Source organism: Psychrobacter nivimaris (assembly GCF_043419765.1).
Lineage (GTDB): Bacteria > Pseudomonadota > Gammaproteobacteria > Pseudomonadales > Moraxellaceae > Psychrobacter.
This window is the reverse complement of the sequence record NZ_JBHOFX010000003.1, coordinates 241,145-259,027: the sequence shown is the minus strand read 5'-3', so window position 1 is coordinate 259,027 and position 17,883 is coordinate 241,145. Positions and strand designations below refer to the sequence as shown.

Genomic DNA, 17,883 nt, shown 5'->3' with positions numbered 1-17,883 from the left:
TTTGGTCCAACACGTCTATATGAATTAAGGACAGTCTATGCAGTGGCTTGCTATCGGTTTGGGCGCAGCATTCGGTGCTTGTCTGCGAGCTTGGTTATCGCGTTTCAATGCCTTGCACGGTTGGGTGCCACTCGGTACCCTGAGCGCCAATATTCTAGGTGGGCTATTGATAGGGCTTGCGCTAGTATGGTTTGAGCGCATGGGAAGCAACTTATCTGATCATGTACGCGTGTTTGTGATTACTGGCTTTTTGGGCGGGTTAACTACCTTTAGTACGTTTAGTGCAGAGGTATTTGGCTTTATTCATGACGGGCGGTTGCTAGCAGGTTTAGCGCTCATCGGTTTGCATGTTGGGCTAACGTTACTGGCAACCGCGCTGGGCTTTTATTTCTTTAAGCTAGTTTTGTAGGCGTTGATAGATATTAATCGTTTAAAAGTCTGTTATAAGTGGTTCCATGATAGCAGTCTGTTTTGAGTGGTCTATTAATAGGTTTGTCGAGTGAGTTAGCTGGTTTCGTTAGGGTATACCCTAAAAGCGTTCCTCTTGAAATTCATGATATTTAGAAGACAATTTATGCAAATTACTTTTGGACTCTTCGTTTAAAGAATCATACAGGTCATTATTCAAGACATCATAAGCGCATATAAAAGCACTTTTGTTTTTTTGAGTATAGTCTTGCATCATGTCTATACAAGAAAATGAATTGAGTACGTTGAATAGAATACTAGTATTACAAGGGGCGTATTCCAAAGCTTTTTGGAAAAAAATCAGTCCAGAGTAGTTTTCTTTATCTTCCGAAAGATATGGAGCAAGATCTACAGTTATTCCTTTTAGGTTTAAAGCCTCCGCTATTTCACTATCTGTTGAATTACTATCAGAAATTACTTCATTTAAGATATCAAGAGCTAGCTCTGGTTCATAGTTTTGGTAAAAAATTTCTGCTTGGTTCAGCTTTTTTTCTATAGTAGACATTAGTTTTTTTATCCATTCATCTTTGGTTATACGGTAAGCAGTTCGATGCCTGTATAGCGCACCGATCACGTATAGAATACGCAGATAAACCCTAAAAAAACGTACTCATTCTTAAGCCGGAGGGAGTACTTTCAATTACATTATTGTTTTTTGGGATGAATATCCATGTATCAAAACTTACAGCTGTAACGTCGTCAAAAGCATTTACTATCCTTTCAACAGTAGTCTCTAGAATCGGGTGTGCTGCATCATTCCAGATAATAAAACAGTTATCTGCTAGTGTGAGATTTATTTGATTTTTAATTTCTTCTATACAGTTTAGTAGCACTTTTTTATCAACCTTGTTCCAGTCAATTCCTCCGTTACCACTAGTTCGTATCGGAAATGAGCTAACAAACTGACTCATTACTTTCCTAGACTCTTCATCTGCTAACACTCTAACTTCTTTAAGAGCAGCTGAAGCTTCATCGAATAAAACGTTCATACAAATGGCCTGTTAAATTGTTTAAGATAATTAAGAACAATTCGATTGAATCTTGAAAAACTCACTTTGTGTACATTACCAAGTACATCGTGACTACCTAAATAGCTCAAGATACTAATACCATTAGCCTACAGCCAAACATTCAAGTCCTCACTAGGGAACCATTATTGGGTTTATGTTTACCATAATATTCATTACGATATGAAAAGGTGAATAATATTTCATCACTATAAAAAAGTGATTAGTAATGAAACTACAACGGCTTCACTATCCCTTCCAATAAGCTCGCAAATCCCTGCATATACGCCGTATCTTTACTTGAGGTACGCGTTGCGGCGTACAGCTGACAATGCACACCTTCTCCTAGTGGCCGCGAGACGACCCACCCTTTTTTCTCGTATTCAGCAACCACCCAATCAGGCAATGCTGCGACACCGCGTTCACTAGCGACCAACTGAATCAGCATCGCGGTCAGCTCTGTCGTACGAACACTCTCAAAGCTTACTTGTGCTGGCGTCATAAAATTAGCAATGATATCGAGGCGTTTGGCTTCTACGGGATAGGCAATCAATGTCTCATTAATCAAATCATTGGGGTCAATAAATTTTTGAGTAGCTAAATCATGTGTTGGTGAAAGTACCAAACGACTCTCATATTCAAACAATGGCTGATAGCTGATACCATCGAGCGGTAAATCACTGGTAGTGATAAGCAGATCAATATCACCTTCCATGAGTAGATGATGCGGCTCAGGCTCAAACCCTGTGGCAAAGTCTAGCTCTACATCCGACCATTCACGGCGATAGTGGTTCAGTATCGGCATGAGCCAATCAAAGCAGCTGTGGCACTCTGATGCTAGGCGTAATCTACCTGCTTGACCGTGCGCTAAGCGTTTAAGGTTAGATTTGGTGCGAGTAACTTGCGGTAGGATATTGTCTGCCAATGCCAGTACTGCTTTACCTGCGGGCGTAAAACTAAGCGGTCGCGTCCGACGATTGACTAAACTGATGTCGTAATAGTTCTCAAGCTCTTTTAATTGATGCGAAACGGCCGAGGCAGTAACGTGTAGCTCATCCGCCGCTGCTGCAAGTGAACCATGCGCCCGTAGCGCGGTTAATGTATTAAGATGACGAAGCTCAAGCATAATATAACCTAACCGCTAAGGTGAGAAAAATTCATTATAGTACATATGTTGCTGATTTTCATTCATAGCGTATGATTAAAGCATGTTTGATATTCACAAATAGTCTCTGTCAGTGCCATGGTCGAATATCAAACATGCCCTAATGAGCCCTCCACAGCTAGCGTTTGCGTAACAGTAACTGTGAGATAACGACCAATACTAGTGAAGCAACTAGCAATAACGTACCAATGGCGTTGACTTCGGGCTTGAGTCCTACGCGTACCATAGAATAAATACGCAGCGGTAAAATCTCATAGCTAGGTCCCGTGACAAAGGTCGACACCACTACATCATCTAGCGATAAAGTGAAAGCTAGCAACCAACCTGCCATGACCGCAGGCAAGATAACGGGAATCAATACGGTGCGCACCATGGTTGATTCGTTAGCACCCAAGTCGCGTGCCGCTTCCATCAATCGCTCATCTAAACTGCTTAATCGTGCAAAGACGGTAATCACAACAAAGGGCAAGCAAAAAGTAATGTGAGCCAATAGCAATGAGACAAAGCCCAGTTGCAAACCAATCAGTAAGAACAGTGCTAGTAATGAGATAGCGAGTACAATCTCAGGCGACATCATCAGTACAAACAGCAGCCCATTTAGTAAGCCTTTACCGCGAAAATTATAACGATGTAAGGCTAGGGCAGTGAGTGTGCCTATCAAAGTCGAGACAGTGGCCGCCACCAATCCCAAGACAATAGAATGCCAAAATGCATCGAGCATCGCTTGGTTATTGAATAGTGATTCGTACCACTTTAAGCTAAAACCGCCCCAGTTATAGCCAATTTTTGATTTGTTAAAGGACATCACCACCAAGACAATGATTGGCAGGTATAACAGGGTATAAATCAGTCCGAGATAGCCTTTGGCAGCGATACTGCCAATCTTAAGCGAACGAGTTTTGTTATTCGGTGAGCTGTAAGACATTAGGCCACCTCGTTAAAGTCGGTTTTGCCAATGCGGCGGCTACTGGCACGGTAGGCAAGTAATAATACCGCCATCGCCAGTGTCAATAACACACTGGCCGCAGCGCCAAAGGGCCAATCACGCGCATCTAGAAATTGGTTTTTGATGATATTACCGACCAATAAATTACGAGAGCCACCCAAGATATCTGCCACATAAAACATGCCCATTGCAGGCAATAGCACGAGCAGTACACCAGAGATAATTCCCGGTGTCGTTAATGGCAGCACCACATGCCAAAAGGTCTGTGCTCTAGTTGCGCCCAAATCCTGAGAAGCCAGTAGCATGTCATTGCGTAAGTCAGTAAATACGGCATATAGCGGCAGTACCATAAATGGAAATAACAAGTAGGTTAAACCTGCAATCACCGCACCTTGGGTATATAAAATATCGATAGGGGTGTCGATTACGCCAATTGCCAATAGCAATTTGTTAATCAAACCATTGTTAGCAAACAGTAGTTTTAACGCATACGTCCGTACCAAAGAGTTGGTCCAAAATGGCAGTATCAGTAACATCATTAGCAGCGGTTGCCAACGCACTTTCGCCTTAGAAACTAACCATGCAAAAGGGTAGCCAAGCAATAGGCAGATTACCGTTGTAATACCTGCCATCCATAATGAGTGGACAAATACCTCAAAATACAAAGGGTCAATCATCCGCACATAGCTGTCGATGCTAACAGGTAAGCTAATAAACGCACTGCTGTCACGGGTCAAAAAACTGACAGCGATGACTAGGATATTTGGTAATAGTGCAAATATCAGTAGCCAACCCCAGATTAGCCAAAGCGTGGCGGTACGAAATGGACTCTTACTGCCTAAGTGGTTGCGTGCCATCAGCTACCATCCGTTTGTACAGTCGTATCTGGCACAGCTTCAGAGTCTTCTGGCAATACCCATTCCCAGCCATCTACCCATGAGACTTTAACGCCCTCGTTTAGTTTGTAATCAAAGCTTGGATCATCTTCATCAAAGAACTCAGACGCCTTAATGATATGACCATTTGCCAGTTCGATAATCGAATCTAAGGTACTGCCTTTATAGTTACTTTCGATGACACGGCCTAACAGTCCGCTATGCTCGTTATCTTTTGGATCATATATTCGTAAATCTTCGGGGCGAAGTAGTAAATTGACGATATCGCCCACTTGCACGTCATTGGCAAAATTGGGACGACGTAAGTTGCGTAAAGTGGTCGGCCCTTCTTGCGCCTGTGCTTCACAGACTTCGACCTCGATACGTCCGTTGGTCACTTTGCCATCGCGATCTGGCTGGTCTGGATGGACACCTTTGACTTCAGCTCTGAACAGATTGGTCTCGCCGATGAATTTGGCAGTAAATAAGTTGGCAGGGGTTTCATAGATCTCGATAGGCGTACCGATTTGCTGGAACGTGCCGTCTTTCATTACGGCAATACGGTCTGACATCGACAGCGCCTCTTCTTGGTCATGGGTCACGAAAACGAAGGTAATACCTAGCTCACGTTGCAGACGTTTTAGCTCAGACTGCATTTGCAGGCGCAGTTTATGATCGAGCGCGGATAATGGCTCATCGAGCAATAGCAGTTTAGGGCGGTTAATCACCGCGCGGGCAATGGCAACTCGCTGCTGCTGACCACCAGACAAATCTTGCGGCTTGCGGTTGGCTAAATGCTCTAGCTGTACCATCGCTAGCATCTCGCTAACACGTCTTTGGATTTCATCTTTTGGGACTTTCTTTAGCTTTAGGCCATAAGCCACATTTTGGGCGACGCTCATATGAGGAAACAACGCATATTGCTGAAATACGGTATTTATTGGACGTTTATCAGCGGACAAGCCTGCCATCTGTACGCCATCTAAATATATCGCTCCAGCGTTCGGCTGCTCAAAGCCTGCAATCAAGCGTAGTAATGTCGTCTTACCACAGCCTGATGGGCCAAGTAACGTCAGAAACTCACCATGTTTGATATCAAGGTTGATGTCTTTTAGGACTTCAGTTTGATCGTAGGTTTTTTTTAGGCCAGTCAGTTGCAGCAGCACCTGATCATCATGAGGTGACGCAGAGGTGTTATGCGTATTTTGAGATAAATCGGTCATAATATCTGTTCCTAAGCGTCCAATAGCTATATGCAGCTGGCTGTCATTATAGGGATTGGCATGAGCGTAAGCATGTTCGGATTGCTGCCTGAATGCTGCGTATTATAACAAACCCTTGATATAATTCAGTGCAAGTTCGTTATAAGTTACGCGAGTCATACTGTCGTAGCAGCGATATATACAGCTGTATTTTTAGATGTGACTACATTCACCTAGCGATATTTAGACAAATTTTTTTACCGTTTTTTGGTTTTTATTGCTATACAATCACGTTATGGCTGACAAACATGATTAGCCTGATAGTTTGGCGATAATTAGCCAATCTGTGCTTGAATACATGTATGCAAAACAGCTTATAACCCTAATATTATTGATGATAAAGGATCTCTCATGCCTACCGATATACGTCCAACCACAGGTCAAGAAGCGCTTGAGCTTTTAAAAGCAGGTAATGCACGCTACGTTGATAGCCTCACCAGTACCGATGAGTATATGCAGCGCCGTCCAGAGTTGGTCAAGGATCAAAATCCATTGGCTATTATTTTGGGTTGCTCAGATGCACGAGTACCAGTTGAGATTGTTTTTGATCAAGGTTTGGGAGATTTGTTTGTTATACGAGTCGCGGGTAACGTGGTTGCACCATCACAGATTGGTTCAATCGAGTTTGCAGCCGAAGCCTTTGGTACGCAATTGGTAGTGGTACTTGGACATTCAAAATGCGGCGCTGTCACGGCTTGCGTTGAGACATTGATTAACCCTGAGCAGAACTATTCACCTAACTTGCAATCTATCGTTGATCGTATTCGCCCAAGCGTTTATAACTTGCACGAATTGGCAACCGCCAATGGTCAAGACGTCGATGCAGACGAGTTGGTCGATCGCTCTATCCGCGCGAACGTACGTATGTCAGTCAGTCAGCTAAAGCATGGCTCACGTGCATTAGAGGACTTAACAAATAGTGGCCAGCTGCTGGTAGTCGGTGCTGAGTATGACCTTGAGACAGGAAAAGTGCGCTTTTTAGATAGCTAATCAGTCTTAGATAGCTTTAGACAACTAGCTAGTTAGGGCATACAGACGAACACACCTTGTTCATATTCTTACAAAACCCTATCAGTTATTTTGCCATTTTTTATTATGATAAGAGAACGACGCAAATCACGACAATCGTGATTTGCGTGTTTATGTATTTATTTTTGAATTATATTAGGATAATTATGTCTACTTCATCTAACAACAATAACGACGCAATAGACCAGCCTGCTAGCAGCGTTAGCACTGATGGCGTTCAGCCAATTTCATCACAGACGACCGGTTTTACTTTTAACCACACCATGCTGCGTGTCAAAGATCCTGTTAAATCACTAGAGTTTTACACTGGTGTCTTGGGTATGACCTTGCTTGCTGTTAAGAAGTTCCCTGACATGGGATTTGATTTATATTTCTTGGCTAAGTTGACCGAGAGCGAGCGCGAAAACCTGCCAACTGGCGATGATCTAGAAATCTTTGCCTTCCGTCAGCGTGGTATTTTAGAGTTGACGCATAACTACGGCACCGAGACAAAAGCTGACTTTAGCTATCATGACGGAAATCAAGATCCACAGGGTTTTGGTCATATTTGTTTTAGCGTTCCAAGCTTGGAGGAAGCGGTTGCTTGGTTCGATAAAAATAACGTCGAATTCAAAAAACGTCCAGAAGATGGCAGCATGAAAAATATTGCCTTTATCAAAGATGTAGATGGCTACTGGATCGAAATTGTACAGGCCGATTTGATGGGCTAATTGTCAGAAAGACAGCACCTATTAAGATAAGTGCGCTAATAGAAATAAATAGAATAAAGGAGTATCACCCAGATGCCTACCTCTGAGGCAGACACGACACTGAGTGCTGAGACAGCTGCGCAGTCTACGACGACAGATGGATTGACCTATCAAAGCATTCTTGGTTCGGCAAATGAGATATGGGTTGGTTTTGTTGAGCGCATCCCATATTTTGTCGCATCAATTATCGTTATCCTAATTTTTTGGTTTTTATCGATTGTCTTCAAAAAAATCGTTCACAAATTATTAGGCAGTCGTAGTCGGCATCAGAACTTGGTCAAAGTGTTTCAGCGGGTAGGCGGGGCGCTTATTTTCTTTATTGGTTTTATGATAGCGATGGTTATTGCAGTACCAGGGTTCACTCCTGCTAAGTTGATAGGCGCGCTCGGTATTGGTTCCGTGGCTATCGGTTTTGCTTTTAAAGATATCTTCCAAAATTTGCTCTCTGGTATCTTGCTCCTGATTTCAGAGCCGTTTCGTATCGGTGATCAAATTGTCTCAGGCGACTATGAAGGAACAGTCGAAGATATCAAAATCCGTGCAACCACCATCAGAACTTATGATGGCAGACAAGTAGTGATTCCAAACTCAGATCTCTATACTTCGGCATTGACCGTCAATACCGCTTATAAGCAGCGCCGTCTGCAAGTCGCAGTTGGTATCGGTTATGAAGATGACATCGAAGCGGCTAAAGCTGAGATTATAAAAGCACTAGATAAGATAGAGAGCGTCTCAAAGAAAGCAACGCCAAGCGTTATTGCTACTGGTTTTGGTGGTTCGTCCATTGATCTCATGGTACGCTGGTTTATCGAAGATGGTACGCAAGCCAACAAAGTTGCCTCGATTCATCAAGTAATTGTAGGTATCAAAAACTCGTTGGATGCAGCGGGCGTAAACATTCCATTCCCAATACGTACGATCGATTTGAGTGATCCTTCAGTAAGTGCAATCGTTAATAAAATGAACGAGCAGCAAGACGTTATGGACGTGAATAAAACAGTGGCAGAGTAGCGCGCTCGGTGACATATTTGATTAGTTTCGAAACTTTGATTTCCACATTATTCAGAAAACTAAAAAACCGCCACATCAATTGATATGGCGGTTTTTTTTACGTGTCTACTGGCTATAAATACAAAGCTTTATTCGTCTTTTGCTCTAAAGTCGGTATGGCATGATTTACAGCTTGCACCAACTTGTCCAAAGGCAGGTTTAACATCGTCCATGCTAGTGGCGTTTTGAGTAGCAGCATTTAGCTCAGCAGTAACCTTTTGGAAGTTTTCCGCTTCAGCACTGAAGCCATCAGCATTAGACCAAACCGCTTCAGTAGCATTACCTACCGCTTCTGGATCTTCAAAATGACTCCAAGGCTTGGCGGCATCTTCTGCCAAGAACGCCGCTTGCTCTTTAAATACATCGGCATCAAATGTATCAGGTGCTTTTGCCATGTCACCCATGACGCCCATTGCGTCGCCCCAGTTTTTCATAGTGTCTTGACGCGCTTGTACGTCAGGGTTAGATCCTGTTGAAGTGCTACAGGCCGTTAGACCCAGTGCAGCCGCCATCAAGGTAACGCTAAAAAGAGATTTGAAAGATTTGTTGGTATGAACCTGTGCCATATGACTTACTCCTTTAAACTTGGCTAATAGTAAGCGCGATTACAAACGCTCGCTTTGTCGTAAAATATAGTTATACAAAATACTGCCTAAAATTCTTTTGAGCACAGTTGCTAATAAAGAACGCCTTCTATTGTAACGGTTATCTGCGCGTTGGGAATTATATAGTTGTTATATCCTCGTAATATTTTAAATAAGCATACCTTAACTTGGTTATGGCTACTTATAGTTGGTTGCGGTGATTACATGGTAGTTAAACAACATATTTCTGTACGATAACGACGTGAGAGTAGCTCGTTTGGATAGTACTGACAATAAAAAAGGCCAGCGAATAGTAGCTGACCTTTTTAAGGTTTTCCAAAAATATGAGTATTGCAATATTTACGAAAACTACAGTGCTAACCAATCACGTGGCTTTAGATAGTAATCGGTCAACTCAAATTCAGGTGTTCCTTCAGCAGGCTCAAAGCGATAATGCCAGCTGGCAAGCGGTGGCATACTGACTAGGATGGATTCGATACGTCCATTACTCTGTAGCCCAAATAGCGTTCCACGATCGTAGACCAGATTGTATTCGACGTAGCGGCCACGGCGATAGAGCTGAAACTCGCGCTGCGCTTCAGTATAAGGCGTATTTTTACGCTGTTCAAAAATCGGCATGATACCGTCAAGATAACCGTTGCCCACGGCTTTCATAAAATTAAAGCAAGTCTCAAAGTCCCAGCCGCGACTCTCGGTACTGACATCATCATAAAACAGACCACCAATACCGCGCTGTTCATCACGATGGCGTAGATGGAAATACTCATCACACCACTGTTTAAAATCAGCGTAGATATTGTCCCCAAAAGGCGCACACAAGTCATGACAAACTTGATGCCAGTGTACACAATCAGCGAGTACTGGATAGAATGGCGTTAAGTCAAAGCCACCGCCAAACCACCAGATAGGAGCTTCGCCTTCCGCTTCTGCTACGAATAAACGCACATTGGCATGGCTCGTAGGCACGTTTGGATTTCTGGGATGGACAACCAGTGATACGCCCATTGCTTGAGCTTTACGTCCAGCAATATTGGGGTGACGCGCCGTAGCAGAGGCAGGTAGGTTATGTACATGAATATGGCTAAACATGACTCCCGCTTTTTCGATGACCTCGCCATCTGCCAATACGCACGACCGTCCGCCGCCGCCTTCAGGACGTTCCCAGTCATCAGGAACAAAGGTCGCATACTCGTTGTTATTAGTACTGCCGTCACGCTCTTGTGCTTCTAGCGATTCACAGATGCGCGCCTGTAAATCAACCAAAAACTCACGCACTCGCATGATGTCGTTATTGGTTGGCGTCGTCACTGATGCTACCGTTGATAAGTCTGTTTCGTTATTTGTATTTGTAATACTCATAAGATATCTATTTATTCAGGTGTATGGCGGTATTAAGGTCTGTATCGAGAGAAGCGTCTATATCAAGATTGATATTTTTATCAAACAAATGGCCCATGCGATCACGTTTGGTTGCTAGATATTCAGCATTCATATCATTGACACCGACCAACAATGGCACCCGTTCGACAACATCAATACCATGCTCAGTCAGATAAGCGACTTTATTTGGATTGTTGGTGATGAGCCTGACAGCGTCGACCCCGATATGGGCAAGCATAGGACCACACATATCATAGATACGCGCATCAGCAGGCAAGCCTAACATTAGGTTTGCATCCAACGTATCATGTCCTTGATCTTGAAGGGCGTACGCACGAATCTTATTGGTCAAACCAATACCGCGCCCTTCTTGACGCAAATACAAAATCGCACCGCAACCCGACTCTTGGATGGCTTGCATGGCAGTATTGAGCTGTGGACCACAGTCACATTTCAATGAGCTAAATGCGTCGCCTGTCAGACATTCAGAATGAATGCGAATGAGCGGCACTTGCTTCGCTATAGATTCATCTTTTTGGTTCAATACCATGTCGTCTAAGGGTTGGCTAGCCATGACATCTGTCTGTTGATCGACCACAGTTAGACCAACGGTCAGCATGACATGCTCTTGACCTTCGCTATTTTCAAAGATATGAATATCAAACTCGCCGTGACGAGTGGGTAATTTGGCACTAGTGATAAATTGATATGACATTGCTGTCCTACATAAGCCTAAAGTCGTGGCGGTGAAAAGTATGTTGTTGCTGTTTGATATGAGCGCTGTTAGAGCCGGTTACTGTTCGAGATAACTACTGTTTTCGAAATAACTATTAGTTGAGATGAGCATGTCATCTAAACTTTACTGCTAAGATTAAGATGATACCAGTATAACCTGTTCATAAAGACAGCGTGCTCATTGTATTTTTTATAAAAACACACAAAGTTCACAGACGACGCACGATGATTAAAGCGACAATTAAAAAAAAATGCTATTATGCCATACTATTTTGACGGATACAGTGACAAGTCTTTACCCTTACATTACTATGTCGTCACTAACATCCGCTATTGATGCAAAATAATAGGGCATAATGTCACCCCTCAGTTGTCAATAGTATAAAAGCATCAATATTTTGATATCAAAACGTTGGTATTGGCGCGCAGTCTATTGTGCTAGCGTGTGTACTGTCGTAAGTAGCGCAGCTATACAAATACGAAAGTTGCATGAATAATTATATGGTCGATTACATCAATAATGATGTAGGTATTATTGACGTCTTTTGATTATAGTCACCGCTATATTTTAAAGACACGTCTTGTCAGCAGATTGGTAGGTATCGTACGGTTTATGCAGCAGTCACCTCATTCTCCAAAGTCTCAGTCCCTATCTACATCAGTGCTGGATTCTGCTGCTCAGCTATCGAGCTTACAGCAGACCTATACTGTGATTCCACGTGTGCGTCCTCATACGCCATTGCTTGATGCAATTGGTACACCCACTGACCTCAGCACGCTTTCGGCTGCCAAGCTTATTACGCTGGCTGATGAATTACGCCTTTTTCTATTGTATTCAGCTGGTCAAAGCGGTGGGCATTTTGGTGCCAATTTGGGCGTGGTTGAGCTGACCATCGTATTGCACTATTTGTTAGATACACCGAAAGACCAAATCGTCTGGGACGTGGGTCATCAAGCCTATGCCCATAAAGTGCTGACAGGTCGCCGTGAGCAGCTAAGTACTATCAGGTCTAAAAACGGTCTGACGGCATTTCCTGAGCGTGCAGAATCTGTCTACGATACATTTGGCGTTGGGCATTCATCGACTTCTATTTCAGCTGGTCTGGGCATGAGCCTCGCCCTGCGTTATCAAGGCCGCGAGCAAACGGTTGCTTGCATCATCGGTGATGGTGCGATGACAGGTGGTATGGCATTTGAGGCCATGAATGACGCAGTACAGCAAGATGCTGATTTGCTAGTCATCCTAAACGACAATGATATGTCGATATCTTGCTCTATTGGCGGATTTTCACGACATCTAGCGATGCTTTGGGAATCAGGTTATCAAGTTGATATCTCTGAGTCAGGTGAGCCAGTACTCTGTCACCGTCCTGATATGCAAGCGTTCGATCGCCGCAAACGTCATAAAGAGATGCGTGATGTTCCGCAGCTAGAAGACAACTTATTCAAAGCCATTGGTTTTACCTATTTTGGTCCATTTGATGGGCATAATATTCCTGAGCTATTGCGTGTATTGTCATTGGCAAAGCAAGTATCAGGTCCCGTATTGGTGCATATTTATACCACTAAGGGTAAAGGGTTTGCACCCGCAGAATTGGATCCAGTGGGTTATCACGCAATTAGTAAGTTGCCTGTCGAAGATAACGAAGCAAAAACCAACGCAGCTAATACTTCAATAGCAAAGGCTTCAAAAGATAAGCCAGCGTTAAAGTACTCGCAAGTGTTTGGCCAGTTTTTGTGTGACAAAGCAGCCGCAGACGATAAGCTGTTAGCTGTCACCCCTGCCATGGAAGAAGGTTCAGGGATGACGGACTTTGCTCGTCATTTTCCAGAGCGTTTCTTTGATGTGGCCATTGCTGAGCAACATGCTGTCACGCTAGCAGCTGGGATGGCAACTCAAGGCGTCAAACCTATTGTTGCGATTTACTCAACGTTCTTACAGCGTGGATATGATCAGCTGATTCATGACGTGGCTCTACAGAATCTCGATGTAATGTTTGCCATAGATCGAGCGGGCCTAGTCGGTGAGGACGGTGCCACGCATGCTGGCGTGTTTGATTTCGGATTCTTGCGTTGTGTGCCTAATATGGTGATTGCAGCGCCAAAAGATGAGAACGAATGCTACCATTTGCTCAATACTTGCTATGAGTATCCAGGCTGCACGGCGGTACGTTATCCACGTGGTACAGGCACAGGTGCTGATATTGAGCAGCCAGCTCAAACTTATAAAGTTGGTGAAGCGGTTGTCGAGTCAGTATTAGGTAAAACTGATGCACCTTATAAACTAGCCTTATTGGCCTTTGGTACGATGGTAGCCACTGCTCAGCAAGCCGCAGAAACCCTAATAAATAACGATGCAGCATTAGATTACCAGATACAGGTGGTCAATATGCGCTGGGTAAAACCGCTAGACACAGCAATGCTTGAGACGTTATTAGCACGAGGGGTCACTCATATAGCAACCCTAGAAGAGCACATGATTATGGGCGGCGCAGGTAATGCAGTGAATGAATATTTACTCAATGAGTCGGCAACCTTTAAGCAAAGTCGTCCAGCTATTGCTAATATCGGTATTCCTGATCGTTTTATTGCTCATGGTTCTCAAGCAGAACAATTGGCTGACTGTGGTCTAGATGTCGAGGGCGTGATCAAACAGCTTAAAATACTTTTATCGTAAGCGTTACAATATTATTTTAAAAAATTAATGCACTAAAAATGTGTTAATTAAAGTTGATATAAGCTCCTTAAACAGAGCAAACGCCTGCTAGCCGTAGGTGCTAACTTTTTTACAACTTGCGCAGTTTAGATGATCGCCAAAGTACTGGCTTGGTCAGCGTGACGGTTTTTTCGTTTTTATTGAACAATTTTAGTATAATGCGGGTGTCTTTTATAAGTTTTCGTTTATAAGAGACACGTTTTTAATCGCATAGATGTGGTGTGATGCGGCGGCTGTTTGGCATGTTGTGGGCACAGAGTTAGTCTTATTTTTTATATTCATTCATCAAGCAAATAGGTTATTTATGGAACCCATGGTCGTCATCGCAGCGCGTACTGCTGAAAAAGTTGGTAAAGAGATTTTATATGCGCATCAAAACCGCCACAAAATCGAATTAGATATTGAGTCTAAAGGACTTGATGGTTTGGTTACCCGCATTGATCGCTTTAGCGAAGAGCTCACTATTGAGACGCTAAAAGCCAGCTATCCTAATCATTCATTTTTGGGTGAAGAGTTCGGTATGCAAGAAGGCCGCGGCGAAGATGCTGACTGGTGCTGGATTATCGATCCACTAGACGGCACTAAGAACTTTGTCCACGGTGTACCGCAGTTCTGCGTATCTATCGCTGTACAGCATAAAGGTGTTACCCAACACGGTGTGGTCTATGATCCTGTTCGTGATGAGATGTTCTCAGCTAGCCGTGGTAAAGGCGCGCGTTTGAACAATCGCCGTATGCAAGTGAGCGAACGCAAAACCATTGATGGCGGTTTCTTTACGACTGGTCATCCGCTTGAGCGTAAGCGCAATGGCGAAGTTATCTCTTATGCTAAACAGCACTTTGAGAGCTTACAGAAGATATCTGAGGCAGGTGGTCAGGTACGTCGTATGGGTTCAGCTGCGCTTGACTTGTGCTATGTTGCCGCTGGTCGTTTTGACGGTTATTTTGAGATGTCTATCAAGCCTTGGGACATCGCTGCGGGTGAGCTTATCGTAACTGAAGCACGCGGTGTGGTGGTTGATCATACTGGCGCGCACAACTCTATGACATCAGGCTCTATCTTCGCTTGTAATGTGAAATTGCTCAAGCCATTGATGCAAACAGTTGTACCAATCTGGGGTGACGCAATCTAAACGTTAACCTTAATGGTATTAACGTTTAGTGCTTGCAAGATTTAAATTCAAGTAATATCTAGATTGAGTATGAATGAAAAAAGCTGGTTCCGTTATGGAGCCAGCTTTTTTGTTTTATCATCACCCTTATTGCCTGCTTTATCTTCAACAGTGATGCCTTTGAATGCTAACTCCTTACTGGTAGTTTCTAGCAGCTGCAACTCTTCTTCTATCAGCATTAGCATATCTTGTACGCGAGGCAGCGCCTTGCTACAAGCGGTGATACCAAACTCAATCTTATCTAAATAACTGGCTAAGGTGATATTCATCGCTTGACCATTGAAGACGATAGAAGCAGGGTACAGCGATTGTAGACGTGCACCATTCCAGTACAGCGGTTTTTCAGAACCGGGTACGTTAGAGATAATTAGGTTAAATGCCTGCTTTCTAGGGAATAATCCTGTCGCCAAATTAATGCCTTGCCACGCGTATGAGACGATACTGTAGTTAATGACCTGCGCTTGGTTCATGCGGCGAAAGCGACGTTTGCCGTTATTCATACTACGATGGATAAGCTCTATCCTGCGCAGTGGATTGTCCAAATGCGTACCCAAGTTTGCCAATACAAATGACAGCTGATTGCCAGAGATACTGTTGTCTGTACGCAGGGACATCGGTACAAACGCAATCAACGGTTTGCTTGGTAACGCATCCATTGATATTAGATAACGACGAATAGCACCTGCACAGACCGCCAGTACCACATCGTTCCTGCTAATTTTGAGCGTTTCAGCAATATCGTTAAACCGTTTTATATCATAAGACTGTGCGGCTATACGCCGTGAGGCCGATATACGTTTATTCAGGATACTCATCGGGGCGTCAAAAGTACCAACGTACCCCTCATCACCGTAGTTTTTTACATTATCTAGCAGTTCTGTGAATACAGGTTTGATGGTAGATATCTGCTCTTTTATTATGCCTCTGATAGATCGTTCGGCAGGCAAGATAGCGTTTACTTGGTTGCGATGGCGTGCCATCAACGACCAGACAGGAAGTGTCACTGGTTCGGTTGGCGATTGAGATAAGGATTTTTGAACCAAACGCATCGCCGCAATGCCATCAACCAAAGAGTGATGAATCTTAAAATACCATGCAAAACGTTCAGGTCCACCTTCGACTTCTGGCTGGATACCTTCGATAACATGACATTCCCACAAAGGCATGGCTCGATCTAATAAACGCCCATGTTCTCTTGAGACGTACATTAATAATTCACGTACGCGTCCAGGACTTGGTAGCGCGACATGATGCAAATGATGCTCGACATCAAAGTCTTTGTCTTTTTTCCAAAAGGCTAAATGTTCAAGTACCTGATTAAAAGGAAAGCTAGGCGGTACATCAGATTCTTGCATTTGTTTTACCAATTGATAGACAAAATCGCTATCCGCATTGTCTGGTAATTCAAATACAAACAGTCCACCAACGTGCATGGGCTGTTTACGCGACTCAAGAAGTAGAAACAACTGGTCGACTGCTGTGAGAAGTCGCATAATAAATCCTTTTATGACGATAAGTGTTATGTGAAAATTATAATAAGTAGATATTCAATCAAATAACATTTTTTATTATTTTATAGAGCGTGTTAAGCAATCAACCATAGCACTGACAGCACTATACGTAAATACTCAACACGCTCTATTATGATATGTCATTTATACTTCAATTTATTGAAAGAAATACCCAGTCTGTGGTGAGCTGGCAGTAGCCATCTTACGCATAGGCATACGACCTGCCAAAAACGCAGCGCGGCCTGCCCACATAGCATGTTTCATTGCGTGTGCCATCATTACCGGGTTTTGTGCATTGGCAATGGCTGAGTTCATCAGTACGCCATCACAGCCAAGCTCCATCGCAAGTGCAGCATCAGACGCAGTACCGACACCAGCGTCAACCAATACGGGTACTTTGGCGTTTTCGATGATGAGACTTAGCGTATGGCGATTAAGTAGACCAAGTCCTGAACCAATCAAACTGCCAAGCGGCATAATAGCGACACAGCCCATGCTTTCTAATTCTTGTGCGACGATAGGATCATCTGACGTATAAACCATCACTTCAAAACCATCATCGATCAATACTTTGGCGGCTTTTAAGGTTTCCATAACATTTGGATATAAGGTTTTTTCATCCCCCAATACCTCAAGCTTAACCAAATTATGTCCACCCAATAACTCGCGAGCAAGCTTACAAGTGCGAATGGCTGTTTCGGCGTCAAAGCAGCCAGCAGTATTCGGTAATATCGTATATTTATCAGGTGAAATCACATCTAATAAGTTAGGCTCATCACTGTTTTGTCCAATATTGACACGGCGAATGGCGACGGTCACGATTTCGGCTGCTGAAGCGGCAATGGCTTCTCCAGTCTCTGTCATGTCTTTATACTTACCGGTACCAACCAGCAGACGTGAAGAAAAGGTACGGCTACCGACAGTAAAGGTATCTTGTAAAAGTGGCGTTGGATGAGTAGTGCTAACGTTCTCTGACATAACGGAAAATCCTAATATCGAGCGGGAGAAGGGACAGACAAAATATGATTGGTAATCTAAGCAATCTAAAAGGTGTAATAGACAATGGCAAGCGGTCTGCAAAAAATCGCATGATATGCCAACTTTGATAGTAATAATAGGTGCTAGGCGATAGGTATAAAGCGCCAGTCACATAAAATAATACCCGTCTAAAACAAAATGCTATTATAACAAACTCATGCAACCTTACTGGCAGT

General features: G+C 43.5%; 17 protein-coding genes. 6 read left to right on the top strand and 11 right to left on the bottom strand.

Translation table 11 applies throughout. The annotated features are described in order from the left end of the window. Positions 1-37: 37 nt before the first annotated feature. Positions 38-409 (top strand): fluoride efflux transporter CrcB, encoded by a 372-nt coding sequence (crcB, locus tag ACHEVO_RS07820; protein WP_102078044.1) that lies wholly within the window; start codon positions 38-40, stop codon positions 407-409. Positions 410-529: 120 nt separating this feature from the next. Here the strand turns inward: crcB and ACHEVO_RS07815 are convergent, their stop codons facing one another. From ACHEVO_RS07815 to potA, 6 genes are all read right to left on the bottom strand, one after another. Then, positions 530-973, bottom strand: a complete 444-nt coding sequence (locus ACHEVO_RS07815; RefSeq protein ID WP_191114619.1) for a hypothetical protein — start codon at positions 971-973, stop codon at positions 530-532. A 91-nt stretch (positions 974-1,064) separates the two neighbouring features. After that, the gene (locus tag ACHEVO_RS07810) at positions 1,065-1,457 is read right to left on the bottom strand and encodes a CDI toxin immunity protein (RefSeq protein ID WP_394124529.1); all 393 of its coding nucleotides are present in this window, start codon (positions 1,455-1,457) and stop codon (positions 1,065-1,067) included. A gap of 253 nt (positions 1,458-1,710) precedes the next feature. Further along, positions 1,711-2,601: a LysR family transcriptional regulator gene (locus tag ACHEVO_RS07805; protein WP_191114621.1), complete on the bottom strand. Its 891-nt coding sequence runs from the start codon at positions 2,599-2,601 to the stop codon at positions 1,711-1,713. Positions 2,602-2,758: 157 nt separating this feature from the next. Further along, a complete protein-coding gene (gene potC / locus ACHEVO_RS07800; protein WP_394124528.1) occupies positions 2,759-3,565 on the bottom strand; it encodes a spermidine/putrescine ABC transporter permease PotC in 807 nt (268 codons plus the stop codon). Then, entirely contained in the window at positions 3,565-4,443 is an 879-nt protein-coding gene (gene potB / locus ACHEVO_RS07795) for a spermidine/putrescine ABC transporter permease PotB (RefSeq protein WP_394124527.1), read from the bottom strand. The genes potC and potB overlap by 1 nt, the downstream gene beginning before the upstream one ends. Next, positions 4,443-5,684 carry a spermidine/putrescine ABC transporter ATP-binding protein PotA gene (gene potA, locus ACHEVO_RS07790; RefSeq protein WP_394124526.1) on the bottom strand — a complete coding sequence of 414 codons (1,242 nt, stop codon included), beginning with the start codon at positions 5,682-5,684 and terminating at the stop codon, positions 4,443-4,445. Before potA ends, potB begins: the two co-directional genes overlap by 1 nt. A 390-nt stretch (positions 5,685-6,074) precedes the next feature. On the opposite strand from potA, the gene ACHEVO_RS07785 reads away from it, so the two are divergent. From ACHEVO_RS07785 to ACHEVO_RS07775, 3 genes are all read left to right on the top strand, one after another. Beyond that, positions 6,075-6,713, top strand: coding sequence for a carbonic anhydrase (locus ACHEVO_RS07785; protein ID WP_057758161.1), 639 nt, complete (start codon positions 6,075-6,077; stop codon positions 6,711-6,713). 185 nt (positions 6,714-6,898) lie between these two features. After that, complete coding sequence (gene gloA / locus ACHEVO_RS07780) at positions 6,899-7,462, top strand: lactoylglutathione lyase (RefSeq protein ID WP_394124525.1); 564 nt, start codon at positions 6,899-6,901, stop codon at positions 7,460-7,462. Between the two features lie 72 nt (positions 7,463-7,534). Next, positions 7,535-8,512 carry a mechanosensitive ion channel family protein gene (locus ACHEVO_RS07775; protein ID WP_394124524.1) on the top strand — a complete coding sequence of 326 codons (978 nt, stop codon included), beginning with the start codon at positions 7,535-7,537 and terminating at the stop codon, positions 8,510-8,512. 128 nt (positions 8,513-8,640) lie between these two features. On the opposite strand, the gene ACHEVO_RS07770 is transcribed toward ACHEVO_RS07775, so the two are convergent. From ACHEVO_RS07770 to ribA, 3 genes are all read right to left on the bottom strand, one after another. After that, on the bottom strand, positions 8,641-9,117 hold the full coding sequence (locus tag ACHEVO_RS07770) for a c-type cytochrome (protein WP_394124523.1): 477 nt from the start codon (positions 9,115-9,117) through the stop codon (positions 8,641-8,643). A gap of 387 nt (positions 9,118-9,504) precedes the next feature. Further along, positions 9,505-10,515, bottom strand: a complete 1,011-nt coding sequence (gene hemF, locus ACHEVO_RS07765; RefSeq protein ID WP_394124522.1) for an oxygen-dependent coproporphyrinogen oxidase — start codon at positions 10,513-10,515, stop codon at positions 9,505-9,507. Positions 10,516-10,522: 7 nt separating this feature from the next. Further along, positions 10,523-11,251 (bottom strand): GTP cyclohydrolase II, encoded by a 729-nt coding sequence (ribA, locus tag ACHEVO_RS07760; protein ID WP_394124521.1) that lies wholly within the window; start codon positions 11,249-11,251, stop codon positions 10,523-10,525. 633 nt (positions 11,252-11,884) lie between these two features. Between ribA and dxs the strand changes: the two genes are divergently transcribed. Further along, positions 11,885-13,948 carry a 1-deoxy-D-xylulose-5-phosphate synthase gene (gene dxs / locus ACHEVO_RS07755; RefSeq protein WP_394124520.1) on the top strand — a complete coding sequence of 688 codons (2,064 nt, stop codon included), beginning with the start codon at positions 11,885-11,887 and terminating at the stop codon, positions 13,946-13,948. Positions 13,949-14,291: 343 nt separating this feature from the next. Beyond that, positions 14,292-15,119 carry an inositol monophosphatase family protein gene (locus tag ACHEVO_RS07750; RefSeq protein WP_057758174.1) on the top strand — a complete coding sequence of 276 codons (828 nt, stop codon included), beginning with the start codon at positions 14,292-14,294 and terminating at the stop codon, positions 15,117-15,119. Positions 15,120-15,211: 92 nt separating this feature from the next. On the opposite strand, the gene ACHEVO_RS07745 is transcribed toward ACHEVO_RS07750, so the two are convergent. Together ACHEVO_RS07745 and ACHEVO_RS07740 are read right to left on the bottom strand one after the other, a co-directional pair. Continuing rightward, positions 15,212-16,651, bottom strand: coding sequence for a WS/DGAT/MGAT family O-acyltransferase (locus ACHEVO_RS07745; RefSeq protein WP_394124519.1), 1,440 nt, complete (start codon positions 16,649-16,651; stop codon positions 15,212-15,214). 174 nt (positions 16,652-16,825) lie between these two features. Next, on the bottom strand, positions 16,826-17,647 hold the full coding sequence (locus ACHEVO_RS07740; protein WP_101205496.1) for a thiazole synthase: 822 nt from the start codon (positions 17,645-17,647) through the stop codon (positions 16,826-16,828). Positions 17,648-17,883: the final 236 nt, after the last annotated feature.